This window comes from Gracilinema caldarium DSM 7334 (assembly GCF_000219725.1).
Taxonomy (GTDB): domain Bacteria; phylum Spirochaetota; class Spirochaetia; order Treponematales; family Breznakiellaceae; genus Gracilinema; species Gracilinema caldarium.
The window spans coordinates 87408-107700 of the sequence record NC_015732.1 but is presented as its reverse complement, the minus strand read 5'-3'; the positions used below and the strand labels follow the sequence as shown (position 1 = coordinate 107700).

The following is a 20293-nucleotide window of genomic DNA, read 5'->3' as shown; positions in this document are numbered from 1 at the left end:
AGCCCTAAGGATTCAGCACTTCGTATACCGCCGATTGGGCTGGTTCCAGCCTGAGTTCTACGCCGCTTTGTAAACTTGGGCGGGACTTTTCATCCAGGAAGCCCTGCTGGCTATTCCAGAGGGCTACAAAGCGGACCCCTTCAGGGACCTTAGCGACAAAGGGTAAACTGTCCAGGTTATGCAGTACCAGCACCCGCTGGGTGTCGCTTTCCCTGAGCCAGGCAAGCAGGTACCCCGAATTAAAGCCCGGCCAGGAGGGCGCCGCAAAGGTCCCCTGCCTGAGGGCCGAGCTGTTCTGGCGCAGAGCTGCCAAACTTTGATAATGCCGCAAAAGACTCCCCGGGTCCTTCATCTGGCTTTCTGCTGAGGCGGTCAGGCTGTTCTGGCTCGGTTCTAATTTATTGCTTTTTTGCAGCCAGGTTACCGTGGGCAGGGTCCCTGTATCATTCCACTTAAAGGCATCCCGGCGGGCCACATCATCATTTTTATAACGCCGCCCGGTCATCCCCAGCTCTTCGCCGTAGTAGATATAAGGGAGTCCCGGCAGGGTCTGATAGATGGAGGCTGCCATTTTTGCCTTGGTTAATGCAAAGGCTTTGGCACTCCGCACCACTTCTGTATCACCGGCTTCCACCTGGAGGCCCTTAACTGCATCCAGACTCATACTCGTTAAAAGAGAACTGATGTACCGGTCCTGGTCATGGTTAGATAAAAGGGGAGCACTCTGAAAAGCCGATATTCGGCTGTATTGGCTGTAAATGTTCTGATAAGCCTGAATAAAACCGGTTCCACTCATCCGCCGGACCGCATCAATGACCTGCCGTGCGGAGGGAAAATCAAAGAGGCCATCGAACACACCGGTGTAGGCTGTCACTTCGGCCAGATTTTCCGTGAGCACCTCGCCAATAAAGTAGACATCCGGTTTTACCCGCCGGGCAGAGCGCCGGAGGTCATTCCAGAAGGTTTTATTCAAAGCCAGGGTTGGAGTCCCTGAGGGCATTTCGTTCGGGTCAAAGGCATGTTTAGCCGCATCAAAGCGGAAGCCATCGACCCCGCGGTTCAGCCAGAAGGCGAGGATATCCTTTAGTTCATTGACCACATCGGTATTATCCAGGTTCAGATCCGGCATACCCTCCCAGAAGGCGGAAAAGTATTCAAACACAGATCCATCGGGCCGGGTATATTTGTAAAAGCGGCCCATTCCGCTTGCCCCATAGGAAACGCCGTTTTGTTTGGTCCGGTAGTAGTTTACATAGGGACTGGAGGCGGACTTCATCGCCTCCAGGAACCAGGGATGTTCCCGGGAAGTATGATTAAATACCATGTCCATAATGATCTTAATACCCCGCTTATGGGCTTCTCTAATCAGGGTATCAAAGTCTTCCATCGTTCCCAGTTTGGGGTCTATCGCCTTATAATCCTTTACATCATACCCATGGTATGAACTGGCCGGATTAACCGGCGAAAGCCAGATGGCCGAAATGTTCAAATCCGAATAGGTAGCCGGATTCCCATCATTCAAATAATCCAGCGCCTGAGTAAGACCCTTCAGGTCTCCATACCCGTTTCCATCCGAATCGGCAAAGGAATACACCAGTACCTGATATGCAGGGCCAGAAGCATCCTTCCACCAAGGGAGGTCCTGAGCTTCAAGCACTGCTGGCCTGATCCAGGAAATAATCATTGATAGGAGACCTAGAACTAAAAGATTCATTACAATTCCTCCAAAATTGGTTCAGAAACACTTGCTTATGCAGAATTCTGGGGCTAGTATATCATAACTAAACCGGTTTTGGAGCATTTTATGGATAATTTTATCAATGCTTTACACTATTTCATTCCTGCTGGCAGCAGTCGGCGTATTGCCTGGGCTGATCAGATCGGGGGCTATATTGATATATATTCCAGCGAGTTTGGAAAAGGAGCTGGTTATGTTCATGGCAATTACTGCCGGCTTAAAGACCTGACCATACCTGACAAAGAGGGCCTTCCAACTTTCAAACAAAGAAGCCTGTCGGTCATTCCCGGTGAAATATCCATTCAGGTTGATGAACATCAGGTGGAAGGGGCGCTTTTACTTGGCTCCAGCGCCTTCTGGATGAGCTTTTCATCAACCTGTGTTATCCTGCTCCCCAAAACCGGTTCGGCATGGAAAGAAAAAAGAGAAACGGTTCAGGGCAAGACCGTTTACCTGGTATATCGGGAAGCAGAAAAGGGCCCTAGCAAGAAAAAAATGGGGTACCGCGATGAAATTGAACCCTCCTCCGAAGCCCTGGCCCTTGCTTCAGAGTATCCCCTCACCATACAGGAAATCCATAGCCATGTTGCGATACCTGAAGACTACGGCCTGTACCTCATCATAGGCCCCGCCGGCGGCGGCCAGGCCAGCGGTAGCCCCACCAGCAATGTCCCGGCCAGCGCACCCCCTGCCAGCGGAGGCCCTGCCGACGCAACCCCCGCCAGCGCAACATCCGCCATCGGCGGCCAGGCCAGCGGTAGCCCCACCAGCAATGTCCCGGCCAGCGCACCCCCTGCCAGCGGAGGCCCTGCCGACACAACCCCCGCCAGCGCACATCACCCCCAGAGTACCCCAAGTACAGCGCCCCCCGGCTGCACTGAGGTGTATATGGCCTGGGCGGAGGATTCTGCCGGGGCCTGCGCCAAAGCAGAGGAACTGGTGTGCCAGAACGGCCGCTCCCTTCATCAATCTAAAATAGAACAGTTTTTCCATGGCTTCTCGTTTCGCTCCGGCGACAAGCGCTTCGACCAGGCCCTTGCATGGGCGGCCTTTTCCGGCTGGACTCTGGTAACCAGAGAATACGGGCTGGGTATCTGGGCGGGACTTCCCTGGTTCCGGGACAACTGGGGCCGGGATACCTTTATCGCCCTGCCGGGGATACTCCTCGCAACAGGCCAATTCGATGCGGCCCGGGAAGTCCTTGCGACCTTTGCTGAACGGCAGGACCAGGATCCGGCCAGTCCCAACTACGGACGCATTCCGAACCGCTGGCGCAATCCCGAAGATGTCATTTTTAACACCGTCGATGGGACTCCCTGGTTTATCAGGGAGGTATGGGAATATGTTCAGTATACCGGCGACCATGCCTTTGCCCTGTCTATAAAACCCTTTGTGGACCGGGCCCTGGAGGCAGATCTAACCCGCTGTGACCAGTACGGTTTTTTAACCCATGGACCTGCGGATACCTGGATGGATGCCCGGATCCGCGGTAAGGCGCCCTGGTCCGAACGGAGCGACCGGGCTGTAGAAGTGCAGGCCCTCTTTTACACCGCCCTGCGCTGTGGTGAGCGGATTGCCAGGCTTGCCAATGATCTTACCCGCTCTGAAAACTACCGTACCCACGCGGAAAAACTACGCAGGGCCTTTGTAACTCACTTCTGGTATCCGGAACATCGGCGGCTTGCGGACCGGCTTTTAGATCCCGCTGACCCGGAAGCAAGAAGCCCCGTAGAGCCGGATCTTCGCAGCAGGCCCAATGCACTTTTGGCGATCACCGTTCCCTCAATCCTCCCCGAAGAAGAGGCCCTGCTGCCAAGGGATATCCAGGCCTTCGTGCTGGCCGACGTTTACAAAGAGCTTGTGTATCCCTATGGGGTTGCAAGCCTTTCCCAGCAGGATCCCTATTTCCATCCCCACCATGATGGGCATCCCCTCTACCACAAGGATGCGGCGTACCATAACGGGACCATCTGGGGCTGGAATGCGGGCTTTACCATCCAGGCTCTTCTTATGTTCGGTCAGAACGCAGCGGCCTGGAGGCTCCAGCAGGAACTGGCCCGCCAAATAATGGATGATGCGGCAGTCGGGACCTTAAGCGAAAATCTCCATGCCCTGCTGGACGCCGACGGGCTTCCCCGGCATTCAGGTACCTTTGCCCAGGCATGGAGTGTTTCTGAGTTTGTGCGTACCGGACTGCAGGGCTGGCTGGGAATCCAGTTCCGACTCGCTGAGGGCTGTATTCTCTGTAGTCCCCGACTGCCGCCGGTACAGACACCTCAGGGTGTGCAAAATGGCCATAAGGATCACGCTGAACAGACCCCTGTAGCCCCATGGGGCTTCTCCGGCACCCTGTCCTTCGGACAGGGAAGCCGGCTTCAGGTGCGCCTCAGCAGAACCGGTGCACACTTCAGTCTTTCGCTCCTCTGGGACCAGCGGGGAGAAAAGGATCCGGCAGAGCTGACCGTCCTCTTTGGCCCATCCGCTACTGCGGGTACTGCTGACTCCCTATCATCTGCCGGGCTGAATGCAAAGCTCATCTCTCACCAGGAGATCGTCCTTACATTGCCTGACAGCCTCGCTTCCGCCAGTGACCTCCCTCCCCTGCCCAGCCTGCAGGACAGGCTCCACTCGAACATGGGCTTCCACGGTCAACGTTCGCCGGGCAGAGCCTTGCAGGAAGCCAGTCCTGAACTGCCGCCCTTTAATGGCCCCAGCCGGGAAAAGAATTACCTCGAACAACAGATACTCCATGGTTTTTACAATAAGGGCCCCATCGAAAGCCTCCGCACCTGGTATGATTCAAAAGCATTTGCCCGGCAGTTCCACACCGACGAAGAACTGGGGGCCTCTTGCACCCCCTACTATACGGATTTTAAAATCTGGGCTCCTACTGCCGCGGAAGTAGAGCTCTTCCTCTGGAAATCGGGAACCCCGGTAGCCCACGATTATACTGCCGATGCCACCGGTGAAACCATGGCCAGCGGCCCCGGAGACAAGGTGTCACAGTGGGACCTTCAAGAAGAGCCCCTGGCAGTGCACCGTATGTACCGGCAGAACCATGGGGTCTGGCACGTGAGGCTCCACGGCGATTTTCACGGAGTCTATTACACCTACCGACTGAGAATCCACGGTCTGGACCGGGAAACCATAGACCCCTATGCAAAAAGTGCGGGACTCAACGGGAAACGGGGCATGATCCTGGATTCCCGGCGCCTTGAACCAGAGGGATGGAACACCTGGCACCCCCCCGCACTCGCATCCCCGACCGATGCAATCGTCTGGGAAGCCCATATCCGAGACCTCACGAGCCATCCTTCCTGGCAGGGACCGGAGGAACAGCGGTGCACCTATCTGGGTGCCGCATATCCCGGCACGGCATACAAGGGAATGCCTACAGGTTTTGACTATATCCGGGCTCTAGGAATTACCCATATACAGATGCTCCCCATCTTCGACTTTGTTTCTGTGGACGAAGGCCGTGTCAAAGATCCGGAATATCAATCACGCCCGCAACATGGTGCCTTTAATTGGGGCTACGACCCGGGAAACTACGCTGCACCGGAAGGGTCCTATGCAACAAATCCCGCCGATGGTTTAAGCCGGTTCCTGGAACTGCGCCGACTGGTTCAAGCCCTGGGACAGGCAGACATAGGCGTTATTATGGATGTGGTCTATAACCATGTCCCGGACCGGCGCCGCTCAGCCCTGGAAGCCTGTGTACCAGGCTATTATTTCCGCGGCAGGCGGGATTCCGGTGCCGGAGATGATACGGCCAGCGAACGCTACATGTTCCGGAAATATATGATCGACACCCTCTCCTGGTGGCTTTCCGCTTTTAAACTTTCAGGTTTCCGTTTCGATTTGATGGGTCTTCACGATGTGGAGACCATGCAGGCTATTAGTAAAGCCCTCAGGGGTATAAAACCGGACATTCTGCTTTATGGCGAAGGCTGGAATATGTACGGCGGCAACCAAGACAAAAAATCCGGTAAAACCAGGCTTGAAATGGCAAGCCAGCATACCATTCACAAACTACAAGACTTCGGCATGTTTAACGATGCCTTCCGCGATGGCGTAAAAGGCTCCGTGTTCGATGCCGCAGGTCCGGGCTGGATTCACGACGGCCGTACGGTGGAAAGTGTAAAATTCGGCCTCGTGGGGGCAGTCCATCATCACCAGGTCCATAACCATCAGGTAACGGGGACCGCACATCCAGCTCCATGGGATGAACGAAGCTGGGCATCCATCAACTATCTGGAAGTACATGATAACTTTACCCTCTTTGACAAGCTCCAGCTTGTGGAACCGGGCCGGGATCGAGCCTATTATGCCCAGCTCCAGCGGCTTGCCATGACCTTACTGCTCACCAGTCAGGGTATCCCGGTGCTTCATGCCGGCATGGAATTCCTGCGAACCAAAGAAGTACCCGAAGCATGGATCAGGCTCGGCGGGATTGATAAATGCGTTACCGATCCGGTAACCAAGCGGCAGTTCTGCCACGACTCATACAAGGCAGGGGACCTCCTGAACGGCCTTAACTGGGAACGGGCCGGGGAAGAGACCGCCACTGTACACTATGTGCAGCATCTGCTTCATCTCAGGACCACTCTGAGGGTACTCCGGCTTGCAACGGGAACGGAGATCCGCAAGGCCCTGAAGTTTATCAAGGATTCGGAGGGCATTATCGCATGGCAGCTTGATGAACATGAAGCGGAGCGGGGCCACTACCATCTGCTCATCGCCGCATCGAGCCGGTCCGAAGCTGTATCCCTGGCCATCCCGGCTGCACCCGGTCCCGATAGCGATTGGAGGCTTGTAGCAAACAGCGCCACCGCCGAAACCTGGGAACCGGACCAGGGCCCCCTGGTAAACCATAGGCTGGAGATTCCTGCCAAGGGAGCGCTTATCCTTTACCAGCAGAAACCCTGAAACCGCTTACCGGCTTTTCTCAACCAGGTAGAGGTACTCAGTCACATGGACCGGCCGGTTCCTCAGGTTTCGGCTGCCCCGGAAGGCGTTATATTTCGTTTCCAGCACCTGGGTTTTCCCAACACACTGGAGTAGATCGAGCATTTCCGAGAGGGTAATGAAACCTTCGGAATTAAAGGAAATGAGAAGATACCTGGCTCTTATGGACGAAACAAGCTCCTGAAAAGCCTCGAAAGCCCTGTGCCGTTTGTTGTAGTTCGACCGCTGCCAGTCTACCGGAATACCTGATACAGGGCTTACAGCAAAGGGCCGGCGGTATTCCGCAATGAGATTGAGCATAAAGTAGTTAGACCCATAGGGATGCTGATTGTAAGGGGGGTCGATATAAGCCAGATCCACTTCATCAATATGATGAATGAGGCTGTTAGCATCCTGCCTGAAGATATGTACTTCTGAGTTAAAGTTGCTGAACACGGGGAGTTGTAACTCGATGGGTCCCAGGATACGGCTCAGGGCATCCCGGTTTTTACCCCCAAACTGTCCGCGGCCGGTATGGGCATCTTTATAAAATCCCTTAAACACACCGGCGGTATTTGCATGAACCGAGGCTTCCGCCAGGAGGGGGCCGATAAAAAAGGACTGCAGACGGACCGGAACCAATTCGATAAGCTGTCGGGCCGTATCAAGATACCAGGCATTTCGGGGGGTATAAAAACACCGTTCTCCCGGCTGTACCTGTTCCATACACTGGGGTGCATAGAGTTCGCTGATAAAACCGGGGCGTAGGGCATCTTCGGTAAGCTGTGCCTTGAGCCAATGGTACCAATGGTCGAGTTCCTTAGAGTCGAGGGTGCTTTTATTGGCGAGGTAACAAGAATTGATGATAGATGAATAGGCTTCAATATCATTTACATAAAGCCGTTCAGCATACCGTTTCAGGAGACGGGCTACCACTCCGCTTCCTGAAAAAACATCAAAGGCAGTAATCCGGTCCTTTCCAAGCCGCTCCCGAACCAGGTCGAGCCCCTGGGCGATAAAGGATAAGAGGGCCCGTTTATTCCCAATATAGGTGATGAGCTGCTCGGAAAGATAGGCCGGATTTTCTCCCTCAAGATTATGCAAGGTTCCTCCTGGAGGCTCATTGTATACTAAGCATTTTTGAAAGGCAATAAAAATAGATTTACTGAGTGCCACTAGAAACTTCAGTTTGTAATGGTATTTTACGTATTGAGCACTTTTTTTGCACAGTCAGGACAGAGACCATGGCTGACACTCCTTTTTGTCTTTACTTCGATATAGTCCTCTACAGGATGCCACTGACCATCTTCGCCTTTAATCCGTTTGCAGCTGCCGCAAATCGGTAAAATACCTTCCAGCTTTGCAATCTTTTGCTGGGCCAAGATCAAATCCCGGTACATTTTTTCCAGTTCCTTTGCTTTCTGCAACGATATTTCATAAGAAGCGATGAGGAGGTTAAACAGCTGAGCCCGATCAGCATTTAATGTATAAACAGACCCACCCATACTGACCCGGAATGAGGAATGGGTATCCCCCGCAGGATCACCAATTTTTCCCGCAAGATGAGCCTCCACCCGCTCAAGCAAAAAATCTGCCTTATAAGGCTTGGGAATAAAACTATCGGCACCACTTTCAATACCCCGGATAATATCCGCCGGTTCAGAAAGACTCGTTACCAGGATTACCGGCAGATGCTTATATAGTTCATTGGTTTTAATGGTTTTACAGAGGGTATACCCATCCATTTTGGGCATCATCACATCGCTGATCACAAGATCGAAATGTTCCTTTTGTAGGAGTTCCAGAGCTTCAAGCCCATGCTCCGCTCGTACAATAGAATAACCTGCTTGTTCCAGAATCTTTTGCAGCCCCGCTGCCTGAACATAGCTGTCTTCTACAATCAGAATGTGTTTATGTTGACTGGTTTTCATAGTTAATATTGTTATAACAGTTTCAAAAACTGGCAAGGGTATATGAAGACTAATTGTTAGTTGTATAAAATGGTTTTTCCACTTATCTGACCCTTTAAATGTGACTTATAATACACAAATGCATAATTGGGAAAAGACCTATCTCCATCAGTAGGGTGAAGAATTTATTGTCAAACGAGTTGCACGATGTTTATCTATCCAGGATCTCGCAGGATCCCTGGGGATACACCGAAACACCCTTTCAGCTATTAAACTGGACCGTCATGACTTTATGTTACTGATCGGTGGGGATATCTATTCGGCCTTAGGGACCAAACCGGGATATCGTTGGCGGTGATTCTATAACCAATGACGCCACAACAGAACCAGCCAAGGGTGATTGGTATTATCTGTGGATTCATATCGGATCCAATTCCAACAACTTATCATACTGTCATTTTCGCATATATTGAAGCAACAGGAACACTTACCATTGCAGCAAATGGCGCTGTTAAATTGTTAGGCAGTAATGTTGGCATCCATATTGAAAATGGAGGACGCCTTGCCAATAGCTCCTCAACTCGTTTTACATCTTGGGGGTATGGTTACCAACTTAACGTGGCTGTTTTTTTTAATTTTAATATTTTTTATTTGACATATTTTGATTTTATAATTTAAAATTAATTCAACCTTATAAAGAAAAAGGAAACATAAGGATGAAAAAGTTAGGAATATTAGTAATACTTCTCGGATTGTTTTCTATTATTTCATGTGAAAAAAAAGAGAGTACTGATTTTAATAACGCTGATAATAAAAATATTGGAAAGTCTAATAAACCTTTTGGATACGTACTTCTCGATGGACAGTCATTATGGGCATATGATGAAACCAAAGAACCTTCAAAACAATGGGAATGGCTTCTCGCAATGACAGCCGGTAAAAAGGTAGAGCTTTTAGATCAAGAACCAATTAGGTTAAAAAAAGGTAACGATGAGCTTGAATGGTATCATGTTCTTTATAATGGTAAAAAAGGTTATGTAATGAAATATTATATTGGTACCTTTGATACCCTTGCGGTCATCACCACTGACGGTGCGATGCGTTTTAAATCGCCTGAAATTACTGGTGTTGTCTCTGATAAAGCGCTGCCTAAAGGTACTTTATTAACTATTCCAGCAGAAGATCTTAGTTCAGATTATTGTAGAGCCTATGCTGTTTATAGAGATGAAGATACAATTCGGTACATTGGTAATGTTTATTTAAAAAACAGTGATATATCGACACAGGAGCAGGATGTTCAGGGGTATCTCCTCTATTATATAGCAAAAAATTTAAATGATCCCAAAGCAAAAGATGATCCCAAACGCATGGAAAATCTTGTTAAAGCAAAATTAGAAATATTAAATGAAGCTAGAAAAAAATACCCATTTAGTGTTTTTACTAATTTAATTCAGGAAGAAATTAATGCCCTTTCTGGCAATAGTAATACTTCGATACAAACCGCGACTTCACAAGTGGAAGTGTATGAAAACCCTGATATCACATCTCAAGTAGTTGGTACTTTTGAATCTGGAACACAGGTGTCTATAGAAGAAAGGGATACTATAAGTGGTGTAGAATGGCTCCACATTTCAAACCCATATAAGGGGTGGGTACTTGGGAGCAAAGTCGGACAGTAAATAAATAAAAATGACAATAGTCAATTTTTAAAAAAATATTATTTACGAGCCTATCCCTAAATTTGTGTAAACAGCATAGTCCATTTTTTACATCGGTCGTGGGAAAGCTCAACCTGTCTTTAGTCATTCTTCGAATTGAGTAATGTAATAATTCAATCGCATTCGTGGTGTAGATCACTTTGCGTAATGGTTCCGGGTATTTAAAAAATGGCACTACTTCTGCCCAATACATTTTCCATTTCCCGGGCCTTATTATAGGCACCCTGTGTACCATACAAAGTTGGACTTCCGTATGTAGGGCTTCCTGAAAAACAAACAACTCTTTACAAAAGAAGCAAATACAGAGATAATCTCAATAAGAAGTGCACGGAAGAAAGGGGTAAGGCCTTAAAAAGCGTGCACTTTACTATGGGGTAACGATGTATAAGGAAAAGGAACAGGTACCTGAGTTTGAAGACTTTTATGTACCCTTCGGAGGACATTTACGAGAAGATAATCGATGGGTACGATTAGCCGCAATTATTCCATGGGAAGAGATAGAAGCTGAATATAAAAAATGTTTTTCAAAACGAATTGGAAGAACAGCCAAGACCGTACGGCTCGCCTTGGGATCATTATTGATAAAAGAGAAATTACAATTAACAGATGAAGAAACGGTAGAAACAATACGAGAGAACCATTACCTGCAATATTTTTTAGGATATGAATCTTACAAAGATGAAAAACCCTTTGATCCAAGCATGATGGTTCATTTTCGAAAACGGCTTGGACCTGATGCAATAGCACAGATAAATGAGTTGATAGCGAAACGGTATCAAGAACAGGTAGAAGCAGAATCTGAAAAAAACAGAACAAAGAAAACCAAAAGGATGACCATGATCATGGAAATCGAGGGCAACTCATTATAGATGCCACGTGCGTCCCCCAGGATATCCGGCATCCCCATGATGTCACTTTATTGGATGAAGCGCGAAGGAAAACAGAAAAGATAATTGATACGTTATATGAAGCGAGTGAGCTCACCATAAAACCACGAACCTATAGAAAACAGGCCCGTATCAAATATCTCAATTTTATACGAGGGCGACGAAGAACAAAAAAAGAAATACGCAGAGCGATTCGGACCCAACTCCAATACATACGACGTAATTTACGGACTATCAATGAATTACAAAACAAGGTTCCCAGTACAACGTTGAGTGCAAAACAGCGACGTGATCTTATCGTGATACATGAGGTTTACCGGCAACAGGTACAGATGTATAAGGGAAAGACCCATTCGATATCGGGAAAAATCGTCAGTATCAGTCAACCCCATGTACGACCAATAGCCCGAGGTAAAGCAAAAGCGGCCTTTGAATTCGGAGCAAAACTATCAGCATCGATGACCGAACACGGGATGATTTTTATAGATCGATTACAATGGGAACCCTATAACGAACAAGAAGATTTGCCAACACAAATAGAAAAATATAAGAGGCGATGTGGTCGATATCCGGAATCGGTGCATGCCGATAAAATATATCGGACACGAGCAAACCGAGCCTATTGTGAAGCTCGAGGAATACGATTGTCTGGACCACCCTTAGGCAGACCGATTAAAGAAACATTAGAGAATAAAAAGATAGTACGACAGCTACGAAAGATTCAAAGACTTGACGAAGCCATTCGACAAGCGATTGAAGGTGGCTTTGGATATATGAAACGAAAGTTTGGTCTTGGTACAATCTATGAAAAATTACGCGAAACTAGTGAAACAGCAATCATGGTATGTGTATTGCTGACCAACTGTGAAAAGATCCTGAGGGATCTTTTTATGCGCTTTTTATTTTTACTTGGTTTTAAACCTCATAAATCATATTTGAAAGTTTTAGTATACTAAATTAAACCCATTTTAACGTAAAAAAGTTTTGAAATATCATTTTTAGACATTTTCAGTAGGCCCTATGTATGTTTTGCTCTATAATTAGCTGATTTTTTCATCTTTATCATTCAACATTGGAACTTGGCTATACTACGAATTCAGATAATATTCAATTTTTCATTTGATTTTTATTCAATACTTTGTTATTTTAACATTAGTTAAATTAATGGTTTGTCAAAGGGATGGTGTATAAAGAGGCAAGCAAATGCGAACTTTTTCTGAAGAACACTATAATGAAACAAAACAAAATATTTTACATGCTGCCCTATCAATTTCTGCTATTGAAGGATTTGAAGGTCTTACTATTGCAAAAATAGCTCATCGTCTTCACATTACCAAACCTGCGCTGTATCACTATTTTAAAAATAAAAATGATATCCTTATTCAACTCACGCTTCATTATCTAGAACAAGCAATCAAAGAAATCGATACAATTTTATATCATGGGTCTTACTCTTATCAAGAAAGATTACAAAAACTGTTAGAATATTATATTATTCAAGGAAAACTAGATCCAGGTTATTTCTACCTTGAGCATCATATTAATAATTTACTTGAGCTACTCCCCTCATCACCAGAAAAAGAACAAATTAAAAAGAAATCTGCAATGATTCCCCAAATAATTATGAGTTTTATTCAAACTGGAATACAAGCAGGCGAATTCATCCAAATGGATCCTATGACACTGGGAACCTTAATACTTAGCATGTTAAGCGGAGTATTACTGCACAGTAGTATGCCAGGAATACAAAATATGCCTCCAGAAACACTGAGTCGTATGGTAAGCCATATTATACTTAAAGGAGTACAATCATGAATTTTCGTCCTATTGCTCGATATATTACCCAACATCCATTGTTTATCATCACTGCTATTATGATTTTAACTCTTGGATTGGGCAGTGGAATGTTCCGCTTACAGGTTGATACAGACCTGACCGACGATATCCCATCAACCATACCTGAAAAGGCTTTCTATGACCAAGTAGGTACAATATTCCCATCCGATGATTTTCTCCTTATCGCACTTACCAATTCAAAGGGGATATTTACCCCGGAGGTTCTCTCCCAGGTAAAAAGCTGGAGCGATACCATCGAAGCAATTCCCGGAGTCAAATCGGTCCTCTCTCTCAGTTCAGCAAGTTTAATTAAGGGCACCGAAGCGGGTATTCAGATTGAGCCAGCTATGCAGGAAGTGCCTGTTACTCCGGAGGCTGTTGAGACCTTTAAAACCGTTATCGAAACCAACGATCTTACCAAAACCCTGATCGGTAAGGATGGCAAATCGACTGCTCTTATCATCACCCTGAAAGAAAACCTCGACACCACACCTGTATCTCGATTTATCATTCAAGTTTCAGAGGACAAGGCAGATTCCCTCACAGAAGCTCTTGCTACAACCGAAGGAGTGGCGGCAGTTATAAGGGGTGCTACCGCCGAAGAACGCTTTACCCTCGCTTCCGTTTATGCCTTAGATCCTTCAGTATTGGCTAAAAAGGGTAGACAAACCTTACTTATAGTTCCTGCCGAAGGTGCAGAGCCTAAAGCGCTTCAGACTACACTCGAGAGCCTTGTTAAAGAAATTGATACAAAGTATGGAAAGGTTACCTACTCCAATAAGGGGATTCCTTTTTATGATCGCATCATCAAAACCCTTCCCCTTCTGGAAAACAAGACCGATGGGAAAACCTACATTTCCGGATCCCGTGCGGTAAGTGGAATTGTTACCCGGCTTTTAGTACAGGACCTGTCGCTCCTTTTCCCCATAGTAATTCTCATCATCACTGTGATTCTCTACCTCAGCTTCCGGTCTCTTCGGGGTGTTCTTCTACCTCTGGGGAACGTGATCATCTCGGTTATCTGGGCCATGGGTCTTATGGGCTGGCTGAACCAGGCCATATCCAACGCCACTATGGTGCTTCCTATCATCCTCATTGCAGTAGGAACCGCTTATACCATCCATGTGATCAATCGGTATTACGAAGAATTGGGAAAAACTAGCGATAAAAAGACCGCCATAGAAGAAACAATAACCCATGTAGCTCTGCCGGTATTCCTGGCGGGGGCGACGACCTTTATCGGCTTTATGTCCCTGACTGTTTCCCGTATCGATGCCCTTCGCATGTTCGGTATCCTTTCAGCCCTGGGAATCTTGTTTGCCCTCATTCTAAGTTTAACCCTTACACCGGCCATTATGGTTATATTACGTCCCCCCAAAAAGGCTTTACCTCGTTTAACCGAACCAAAAGGACGCTTAGCCGAGACATTAGGAATCTTGGGTTCACTGGTGGTACAGCACCCAAAGACAACTGTTGGTATTAGTCTGCTTCTGCTCGCAGGACTTGCAGTATTTGTACCTCGGGTAAAGTTCGAAACCAATACCATTAATTCTTTTAAAAAGAGCAGCGAAGTTCGAACCGCATCTGAATATCTGAATGAAAATTTTACCGGTATCACCGTAATGACCATCATAGCCAGTACCAATGAAGATGGGGCCATCCTGGAACCAGCCACACTGAAAGCGATAGATGGACTACAGACCAGGCTTGAACAGCTCAGACTTTACAAAGGAAAAGTTATTGGTCCTGAAAATTCTGACTGGTTCAAGGGGACTGAAATAGTTGGGGGTTCCCAGTCCATTGTTACCTTTATCAAGGGCATCAATAAAGCATTTAACAATGACAATGAAGCCTTTAACAAAGTCCCCGATGAAGAAAATCCGGTTTCCGTCAGTACCGAAGTCTACTCTTACACAAAGGGGACATTAACTGAAAAGGACTCCGAAACCGGCGAAGTCCTTACCACCTATAATGAGGGCAGTGATTTTACGGTGGTCGATGGGTATGCAGTCCTTAATATGGGGGACTACACGAGGAAGGTAGACCTTTCAACCGGAAAAGCTATAGATAGTATCCCAGGAAGAATCTATGTGGGACAATTAGTATTCCAGTATGAGAACTCAGGAAAACCAGAGAATATCGAAGCTTTTCTCGATAATCCTCGAAAAACTGTTAAAATTAATGTCTTTATCAAGACCGCCAGTTCAACCCTTATCGGTCAAATACAGAAAGAAGCAAGAACTTATATTGCCCACAATTTCCCCAAAGATGTTTCTGCGGATATTACAGGACTTTCTAACTTAACTTTAGCTGTTCTGCGGCTGCTCATAGAAAGCCAGATATCCTCGGTACTTTCATCCCTTATTATTGTATTCTTCTTCATTACCCTCCTGTCCCGAAGCTTTGTGGAAGGCTTCTTCTCTATTATTCCCCTCAGCGCAGCCCTCCTCTTTAACTTCGGCTTTATGGGGCTCTTTAACATACCAATCGATATTTCTACAGCCACGATTGCCTCTATCGGAATAGGTGTTGGTATCGACTATACCCTCCATTTCCTTGAACGGCTTAAAAGCTTTCTTTGCAACATGGAATACAACGAAGCAGTTAAGGCAACTATGGAAACTACAGGCAAGGGAATTTTCTTTAATGCTCTGGCCGTTGCAGCGGGTTTTGCCGCGCTCATGTTCAGCCAGCTTCGGGGTAACATCTTTATGGGCCTCCTTCTCTCGCTCATTATGATCACAAGTTCAACTTTTGCAGTTACGTTGTTACCTGCCTTGCTTAAATTAATAAAACCTCAATTTCTTCATAAAGAAGCACTCAAGACTGCCTGTGAAGAAAATTTGTAACAATAAAGGATCATACCGGAACGGATCAGCCTTTCTGATCCCCGGTAATACAATACATAGCGAAGACTTTTAAAAGGTTCGCTTTTTAAAGATCTTAGGAGGTTTTTATGAAAGAACATTTAGGACAGATTCTCTTGGTTACAGTACTCATCACTATGATTTCCACCCTACAGATCTACCCCCAGGATATCAACCTAGAGGCTTTGCTTCTGAAAAATGAAAATCAACTCCGACCCCCTGCTACAGAGGGAGACATGAAAATGATCATCATTAACAAGACAGGTCAAGAACGGGTCCGAGATATTAAAGCCTATTCTAAAACTGAGACCGACGATACAACCAAACAATCCCTTATTTTTCTCTCTCCAGCGGATGTTCGGGACACCCGGTTCCTCACCATCGATTACAAGGATCCAGCCAAAGATGATGAACAATATATATATATACCAGCCCTTCGCAAGGTTCGCACTATTGGTACCAGCGGCGGCGATTCAAAAACAGGAGCCTTCCTTGGTTCAGACTTTACCTTTGCCGACATTGGATCCCTTGACCGTAAAGATTTTTCAGTGAAATTTCTCGGAACCGACTCCATAGGCGGCCAACAATATGCCAAGGTTGAATACACCGCAAAGTCTCCTCAGGTTGTAAAAAATTATGGTTACACTAAAATTGTCCGCTGGATCGATCTTGAGAATGCCACTACAAAACAAAGTGAATATTATGATTCATCTGGTAAATTGATAAAACGGCTTATAATTCAGAATCAACACCTCGTAGACGGCAAATATTGGCAGTTTGATGCTATGGAAATGCAAAACCTTGAGACAGGGGGTAAAACTATCTGGCGATTTGTGAAAACAACTATTCTACCCACCATCGATGATAAATATTTTACGGTCCGTTTTATCGAACGGGGGAGATAATATTGATGAACTACATCGCGTATTGTACCTATCAACAGCTTCACGCCCCTCTACTTTTCATAAAACGGTTTCGAAGCCCTTTACTTTATAACCTCGCTCTACTGCTCTTTGCTGCAGGCCTGGCTGGTTTGCTCTCTGCTCAGGACATCCAGCTTGGGGGCAGTCTGTCACCTTCAGTCTTTGCTCTTCCCGCTCAGAAACCGGCTGTTGCCTTTACCGGCCTGCGAGGCACTGGCTTTCTCCAGGGCCACCTGGGGGACAACACAAGTTACCGCTTTTCAGCTGAGACATACATTAACAGCGCTGGCTTGGCCGAAAGCTCCAGCTGGGAAAGCAGCACCGACACCCACCTGCTTTCGGCCAGCCTCTGGGGCAATAGTCGCCTCGGCGGAACGGTAGAACTAAAAGAAGCCTGGCTAGAAACGAGCCTCGGCGACCTGGACCTCCGGCTTGGGAAACAGCTTATTGCCTGGGGTCTTGCAGATGGCAATAACCCCACCGACACTATCAATGCCCGGCATCAGGGGACCCGGTACACTACCACCCTAGATGAACAAAAGATTTCAAGCTGGATGTTCAATGGAACCTATTATTTACCAAACAATTTAGGCACCATCCAGGCTCTTATATTGCCGATTAGCATACCAAACGACTTGCCTTCGATTGCGATGACTATTCCTGGTTCAGGCTCTGCACCAACCATTGTTATAAAAGAAGACTCCTATCCTGAGTTTGCCCTGGAAAACATAGAAGGGGGACTGCAGAGCCTCTTCTATCTGGGGAACCTTTCATTCTCCGCGAGCTACTTTACCTTTCTGGACCGGTACCCCGACTTTTCAGCTGCCGTAGTAGGTGGCCCAAGTACTACCATCACCTACACACCAGTACATAACCGGATCCACCAGTTTGGCTTAGATGCGGCCTATGTAATTGCCGGTTTTGATATCCGTAGTGAATGGGCACTGATTTTTACCAAGGATTTGGAGGGAATAGAGGTAACCGAAAAGAACCCATACCTCCAGGGAGTGCTCCAGGCCTCCCGGTCCTTCATCAACAGTACTACCACCCTGTCCCTTGCTTGGGCCCCCCGGTATGTGCTGAATTACAAGGCCCCTGAAGACTACTCGAGCATTTCTGACCAGCAAGCCGCGATTATGATACGCCAGTATGACGGCCAGGCCTACCAGGAAGAAAATGGATTAAGCCTCCGTCTTGCGGGTAAGTACTTCAATGAAACCTTACAACCGGAACTCCTCTTCCTTGTAGAAACCAGTGCCCGAGACTGGCTTGGTACAGCCTCAATAAGCTACCAACTTGCTGATGGCATCAGCCTCAAAGCTGGAACAGTTCAGTATGGATCTTTCCTTGCCGAAAGCGATCCTGATCGGGAACTAGGAACCTTCAGCAAAGCCAGCACCATCGATAGGGGCTACTATTACATAGAATTGAAATTCAGTTTTTAGGCCTTCCTTGGTACAACCCCCGAATCATTTTCGGGGGCTATTTCCCTAATGATCACGTTTAAGACTAAGTGAAAAATAACTTCCGCCGTTTTTTCCTTTTGTATATTGCCAGACTGCATGTATTTGCTGAGAAAGGGCTCGTATAAGAGAGATACCCACAGTTTCTTTTTGCAAATCTTCTGGTTGTATACCAGGGCCATCATCTTCAATAGAAACTGATATAGTAAAACCAAATTGCGCTAGACGCACCCGGATTTCTGGATGCTCATCTGATATCCCAAAATCGATACAATTCATAAGCACTTCATTGATAAGCAGTGAAAAATAGAGCGCCTTATCTATGTCGATCATAGGCTCTTGTTTTAAGGCTTCTATTTTATTTAGTAAAATATCAAACTTTATATTGTATGATTTATTATTCCTGTTGTATTTTATATAATCGATTACATTTTGAATAAGTTCAGCAAGTGCTATCTCAGAAAATTGTTCTTTTTCTAATTGAATGATATATATTCGTGCTAAAATATCAATACGCCCCTTGGTCTTTAAAAAATCTTCGCGATATTCAGGATTGCGTATGCTGTTTATACCGAGGCCCATAATACTTTGAATGATTTGAAAATTATTCTTAATCCGATGGTGTAATTCCCGAATAGCTAGATCCTTTTCAAGGATCGTATTTTCTAGTAACGTCCCCTGTTCTTCAAGGGTTCTTACTAGCTCCATAAGGGTTTGTTGTTTTTCTTCTAGCTCTTTAATTCGTTTTTGTAATTCCGGATAATAACTTTTCCTTGCTGACCGTTCTCCCATGCCTATAATTTTTTCTCTAATCTCATCATATTCAGAATCAGAAAAGTCGGGCATAGATAGCCTCTATATCATCAATGGTAGGACGTCTTGGATTGGTAACGATGCAGGGGTCTTGTAAAGCTAAATTGGAAAGCTGGAAAATAATTGTATCATCAACGAGTATCCTCTCAATTGTATCTCCTAAACTAAGAGAATGCCGAAGATTATGTAAAAATTGTCGTAATTCCTGTTCAATCCATACATCACTTTGTTCTGTACAGGGGGTTTTTAAAATTATCTCTGCAATCTTTCTGTACCGTTCGGAAGCGGCCGAAAAATTATAAGAAATAGAATGTTCCAGAATCAGGGCATTACAGAGTCCATGAGGTAAATCGAGGAGGCCTCCTAAAGCATGGGCCATTGCATGGACTATCCCTAAACTGGCATTAGAAAATGCCAGCCCTGCAAAAAGGCTACCAACCATCATTCCCGTTCGGGCGTCCATATCGATAGGGTTGTGATATGCTTCGACCAGATGCTCTGCTATATATTCTATAGCACTCAAAGCAAGGACATCTGTCATTGGGCTTGAAGCATTCGATACATAGGCTTCGAAAGCATGGGTCAAGGCATCCATCCCAGTAGTAGCGGTGAGGTTAGCATTCATAGTGGTAGTACAGAGGGGATCGATGAGGCTCACATCAGGAACGATACTTTTACTGATTATCGCAATTTTAACATTTCGAGTAGTATCAAGAATAATAGCAAATTGAGAAATATCTGCCCCTGTGCCTGCGGTGGTGGGAATACAAATGAGGGGTGGAATTGGAACATTAATTTTATCAACCCCCTCATAATCAAGGATTGATCCCCCATTTGAGACAACAATACCTATACCCTTAGCACAATCAATCGGGCTCCCACCGCCAATGGCTATGATAAGATCGCATCGCTTCTCACGATACATGTGGGCACCCTGCATAACCTCATAATCCCTAGGATTGGGACTAACCTGTTCGAACCGTTCAAAGGTGATTTGATTTTGAACCAGTAATGCTTCGACTTTCGAAACCCAACCTGCCTGTACAAGCCCTGGATCGGTTACAATAAAAACCTTTGTTGCACCTAGGAGCGTAATATAATCAGCACATCGTGCGAGAGCCCCTGCCCCCAAAATAAATTCGGGGGCTACGAATTTTCTAAGTCGAGTAACATCGACCTTCATGATAAGTA

12 protein-coding genes and 2 pseudogenes are annotated in these 20293 nt (G+C 46.4%); 8 read left to right on the top strand and 6 right to left on the bottom strand.

Annotated elements, in window-relative coordinates; translation table 11 throughout:
• Positions 1-4: 4 nt before the first annotated feature.
• The gene (locus SPICA_RS00425; protein ID WP_013967570.1) at positions 5-1714 is read right to left on the bottom strand and encodes an alpha-amylase family glycosyl hydrolase; all 1710 of its coding nucleotides are present in this window, start codon (positions 1712-1714) and stop codon (positions 5-7) included.
• A gap of 90 nt (positions 1715-1804) precedes the next feature.
• Here SPICA_RS00425 and pulA point away from each other — a divergent pair, with 90 nt between their 5' ends.
• Positions 1805-6667 (top strand): type I pullulanase, encoded by a 4863-nt coding sequence (pulA, locus tag SPICA_RS00420; RefSeq protein ID WP_013967569.1) that lies wholly within the window; start codon positions 1805-1807, stop codon positions 6665-6667.
• 6 nt (positions 6668-6673) lie between these two features.
• Here the strand turns inward: pulA and SPICA_RS00415 are convergent, their stop codons facing one another.
• Together SPICA_RS00415 and SPICA_RS00410 are read right to left on the bottom strand one after the other, a co-directional pair.
• Entirely contained in the window at positions 6674-7789 is a 1116-nt protein-coding gene (locus tag SPICA_RS00415; RefSeq protein WP_013967568.1) for a DNA adenine methylase, read from the bottom strand.
• A gap of 98 nt (positions 7790-7887) precedes the next feature.
• Positions 7888-8616 carry a response regulator gene (locus tag SPICA_RS00410; RefSeq protein ID WP_013967567.1) on the bottom strand — a complete coding sequence of 243 codons (729 nt, stop codon included), beginning with the start codon at positions 8614-8616 and terminating at the stop codon, positions 7888-7890.
• A gap of 348 nt (positions 8617-8964) precedes the next feature.
• Here SPICA_RS00410 and SPICA_RS00405 point away from each other — a divergent pair, with 348 nt between their 5' ends.
• A complete protein-coding gene (locus tag SPICA_RS00405; protein ID WP_013967566.1) occupies positions 8965-9273 on the top strand; it encodes a hypothetical protein in 309 nt (102 codons plus the stop codon).
• A 38-nt stretch (positions 9274-9311) separates the two neighbouring features.
• Positions 9312-10274, top strand: coding sequence for an SH3 domain-containing protein (locus tag SPICA_RS00400; RefSeq protein WP_013967565.1), 963 nt, complete (start codon positions 9312-9314; stop codon positions 10272-10274).
• 91 nt (positions 10275-10365) lie between these two features.
• Here the strand turns inward: SPICA_RS00400 and SPICA_RS15375 are convergent.
• A pseudogene (locus SPICA_RS15375) lies at positions 10366-10512 on the bottom strand (transposase); the annotation flags it as partial.
• A gap of 181 nt (positions 10513-10693) precedes the next feature.
• Here SPICA_RS15375 and SPICA_RS15145 point away from each other — a divergent pair.
• The 5 genes and pseudogenes from SPICA_RS15145 (at position 10694) to SPICA_RS00375 (ending at position 18271) form a co-directional block, all read left to right on the top strand.
• Positions 10694-12156: pseudogene (locus SPICA_RS15145) on the top strand (IS5 family transposase).
• Between the two features lie 247 nt (positions 12157-12403).
• Complete coding sequence (locus tag SPICA_RS00390) at positions 12404-13015, top strand: TetR/AcrR family transcriptional regulator (RefSeq protein WP_013967563.1); 612 nt, start codon at positions 12404-12406, stop codon at positions 13013-13015.
• The gene (locus SPICA_RS00385; RefSeq protein WP_013967562.1) at positions 13012-15885 is read left to right on the top strand and encodes an efflux RND transporter permease subunit; all 2874 of its coding nucleotides are present in this window, start codon (positions 13012-13014) and stop codon (positions 15883-15885) included. The genes SPICA_RS00390 and SPICA_RS00385 overlap by 4 nt, the downstream gene beginning before the upstream one ends.
• A gap of 107 nt (positions 15886-15992) precedes the next feature.
• Positions 15993-16808 (top strand): outer membrane lipoprotein-sorting protein, encoded by an 816-nt coding sequence (locus SPICA_RS00380; RefSeq protein ID WP_013967561.1) that lies wholly within the window; start codon positions 15993-15995, stop codon positions 16806-16808.
• Between the two features lie 5 nt (positions 16809-16813).
• The gene (locus SPICA_RS00375) at positions 16814-18271 is read left to right on the top strand and encodes a DUF1302 family protein (RefSeq protein WP_013967560.1); all 1458 of its coding nucleotides are present in this window, start codon (positions 16814-16816) and stop codon (positions 18269-18271) included.
• A 45-nt stretch (positions 18272-18316) separates the two neighbouring features.
• On the opposite strand, the gene SPICA_RS00370 is transcribed toward SPICA_RS00375, so the two are convergent.
• Together SPICA_RS00370 and ercA are read right to left on the bottom strand one after the other, a co-directional pair.
• Positions 18317-19135: a sensor histidine kinase gene (locus tag SPICA_RS00370; RefSeq protein WP_013967559.1), complete on the bottom strand. Its 819-nt coding sequence runs from the start codon at positions 19133-19135 to the stop codon at positions 18317-18319.
• The gene (ercA, locus tag SPICA_RS00365) at positions 19119-20285 is read right to left on the bottom strand and encodes an alcohol dehydrogenase-like regulatory protein ErcA (RefSeq protein WP_013967558.1); all 1167 of its coding nucleotides are present in this window, start codon (positions 20283-20285) and stop codon (positions 19119-19121) included. Before ercA ends, SPICA_RS00370 begins: the two co-directional genes overlap by 17 nt.
• Between the last annotated feature and the right edge of the window lie 8 nt (positions 20286-20293).

What these genes read in the sequence shown, in the direction of transcription:
- SPICA_RS00405 (WP_013967566.1), top strand. Translation starts at nt 8,965, where the DNA reads ATGACGCCACAACAGAACCAGCCAAGGGTGATTGGTATTATCTGTGGA.
- SPICA_RS00425 (WP_013967570.1), bottom strand. Translation starts at nt 1,714, where the DNA reads ATGAATCTTTTAGTTCTAGGTCTCCTATCAATGATTATTTCCTGGATC.
- pulA (WP_013967569.1), top strand. Translation starts at nt 1,805, where the DNA reads ATGGATAATTTTATCAATGCTTTACACTATTTCATTCCTGCTGGCAGC.
- ercA (WP_013967558.1), bottom strand. Translation starts at nt 20,285, where the DNA reads ATGAAGGTCGATGTTACTCGACTTAGAAAATTCGTAGCCCCCGAATTT.
- SPICA_RS00380 (WP_013967561.1), top strand. Translation starts at nt 15,993, where the DNA reads ATGAAAGAACATTTAGGACAGATTCTCTTGGTTACAGTACTCATCACT.
- SPICA_RS00375 (WP_013967560.1), top strand. Translation starts at nt 16,814, where the DNA reads ATGAACTACATCGCGTATTGTACCTATCAACAGCTTCACGCCCCTCTA.
- SPICA_RS00370 (WP_013967559.1), bottom strand. Translation starts at nt 19,135, where the DNA reads ATGCCCGACTTTTCTGATTCTGAATATGATGAGATTAGAGAAAAAATT.
- SPICA_RS00385 (WP_013967562.1), top strand. Translation starts at nt 13,012, where the DNA reads ATGAATTTTCGTCCTATTGCTCGATATATTACCCAACATCCATTGTTT.
- SPICA_RS00400 (WP_013967565.1), top strand. Translation starts at nt 9,312, where the DNA reads ATGAAAAAGTTAGGAATATTAGTAATACTTCTCGGATTGTTTTCTATT.
- SPICA_RS00410 (WP_013967567.1), bottom strand. Translation starts at nt 8,616, where the DNA reads ATGAAAACCAGTCAACATAAACACATTCTGATTGTAGAAGACAGCTAT.
- SPICA_RS00390 (WP_013967563.1), top strand. Translation starts at nt 12,404, where the DNA reads ATGCGAACTTTTTCTGAAGAACACTATAATGAAACAAAACAAAATATT.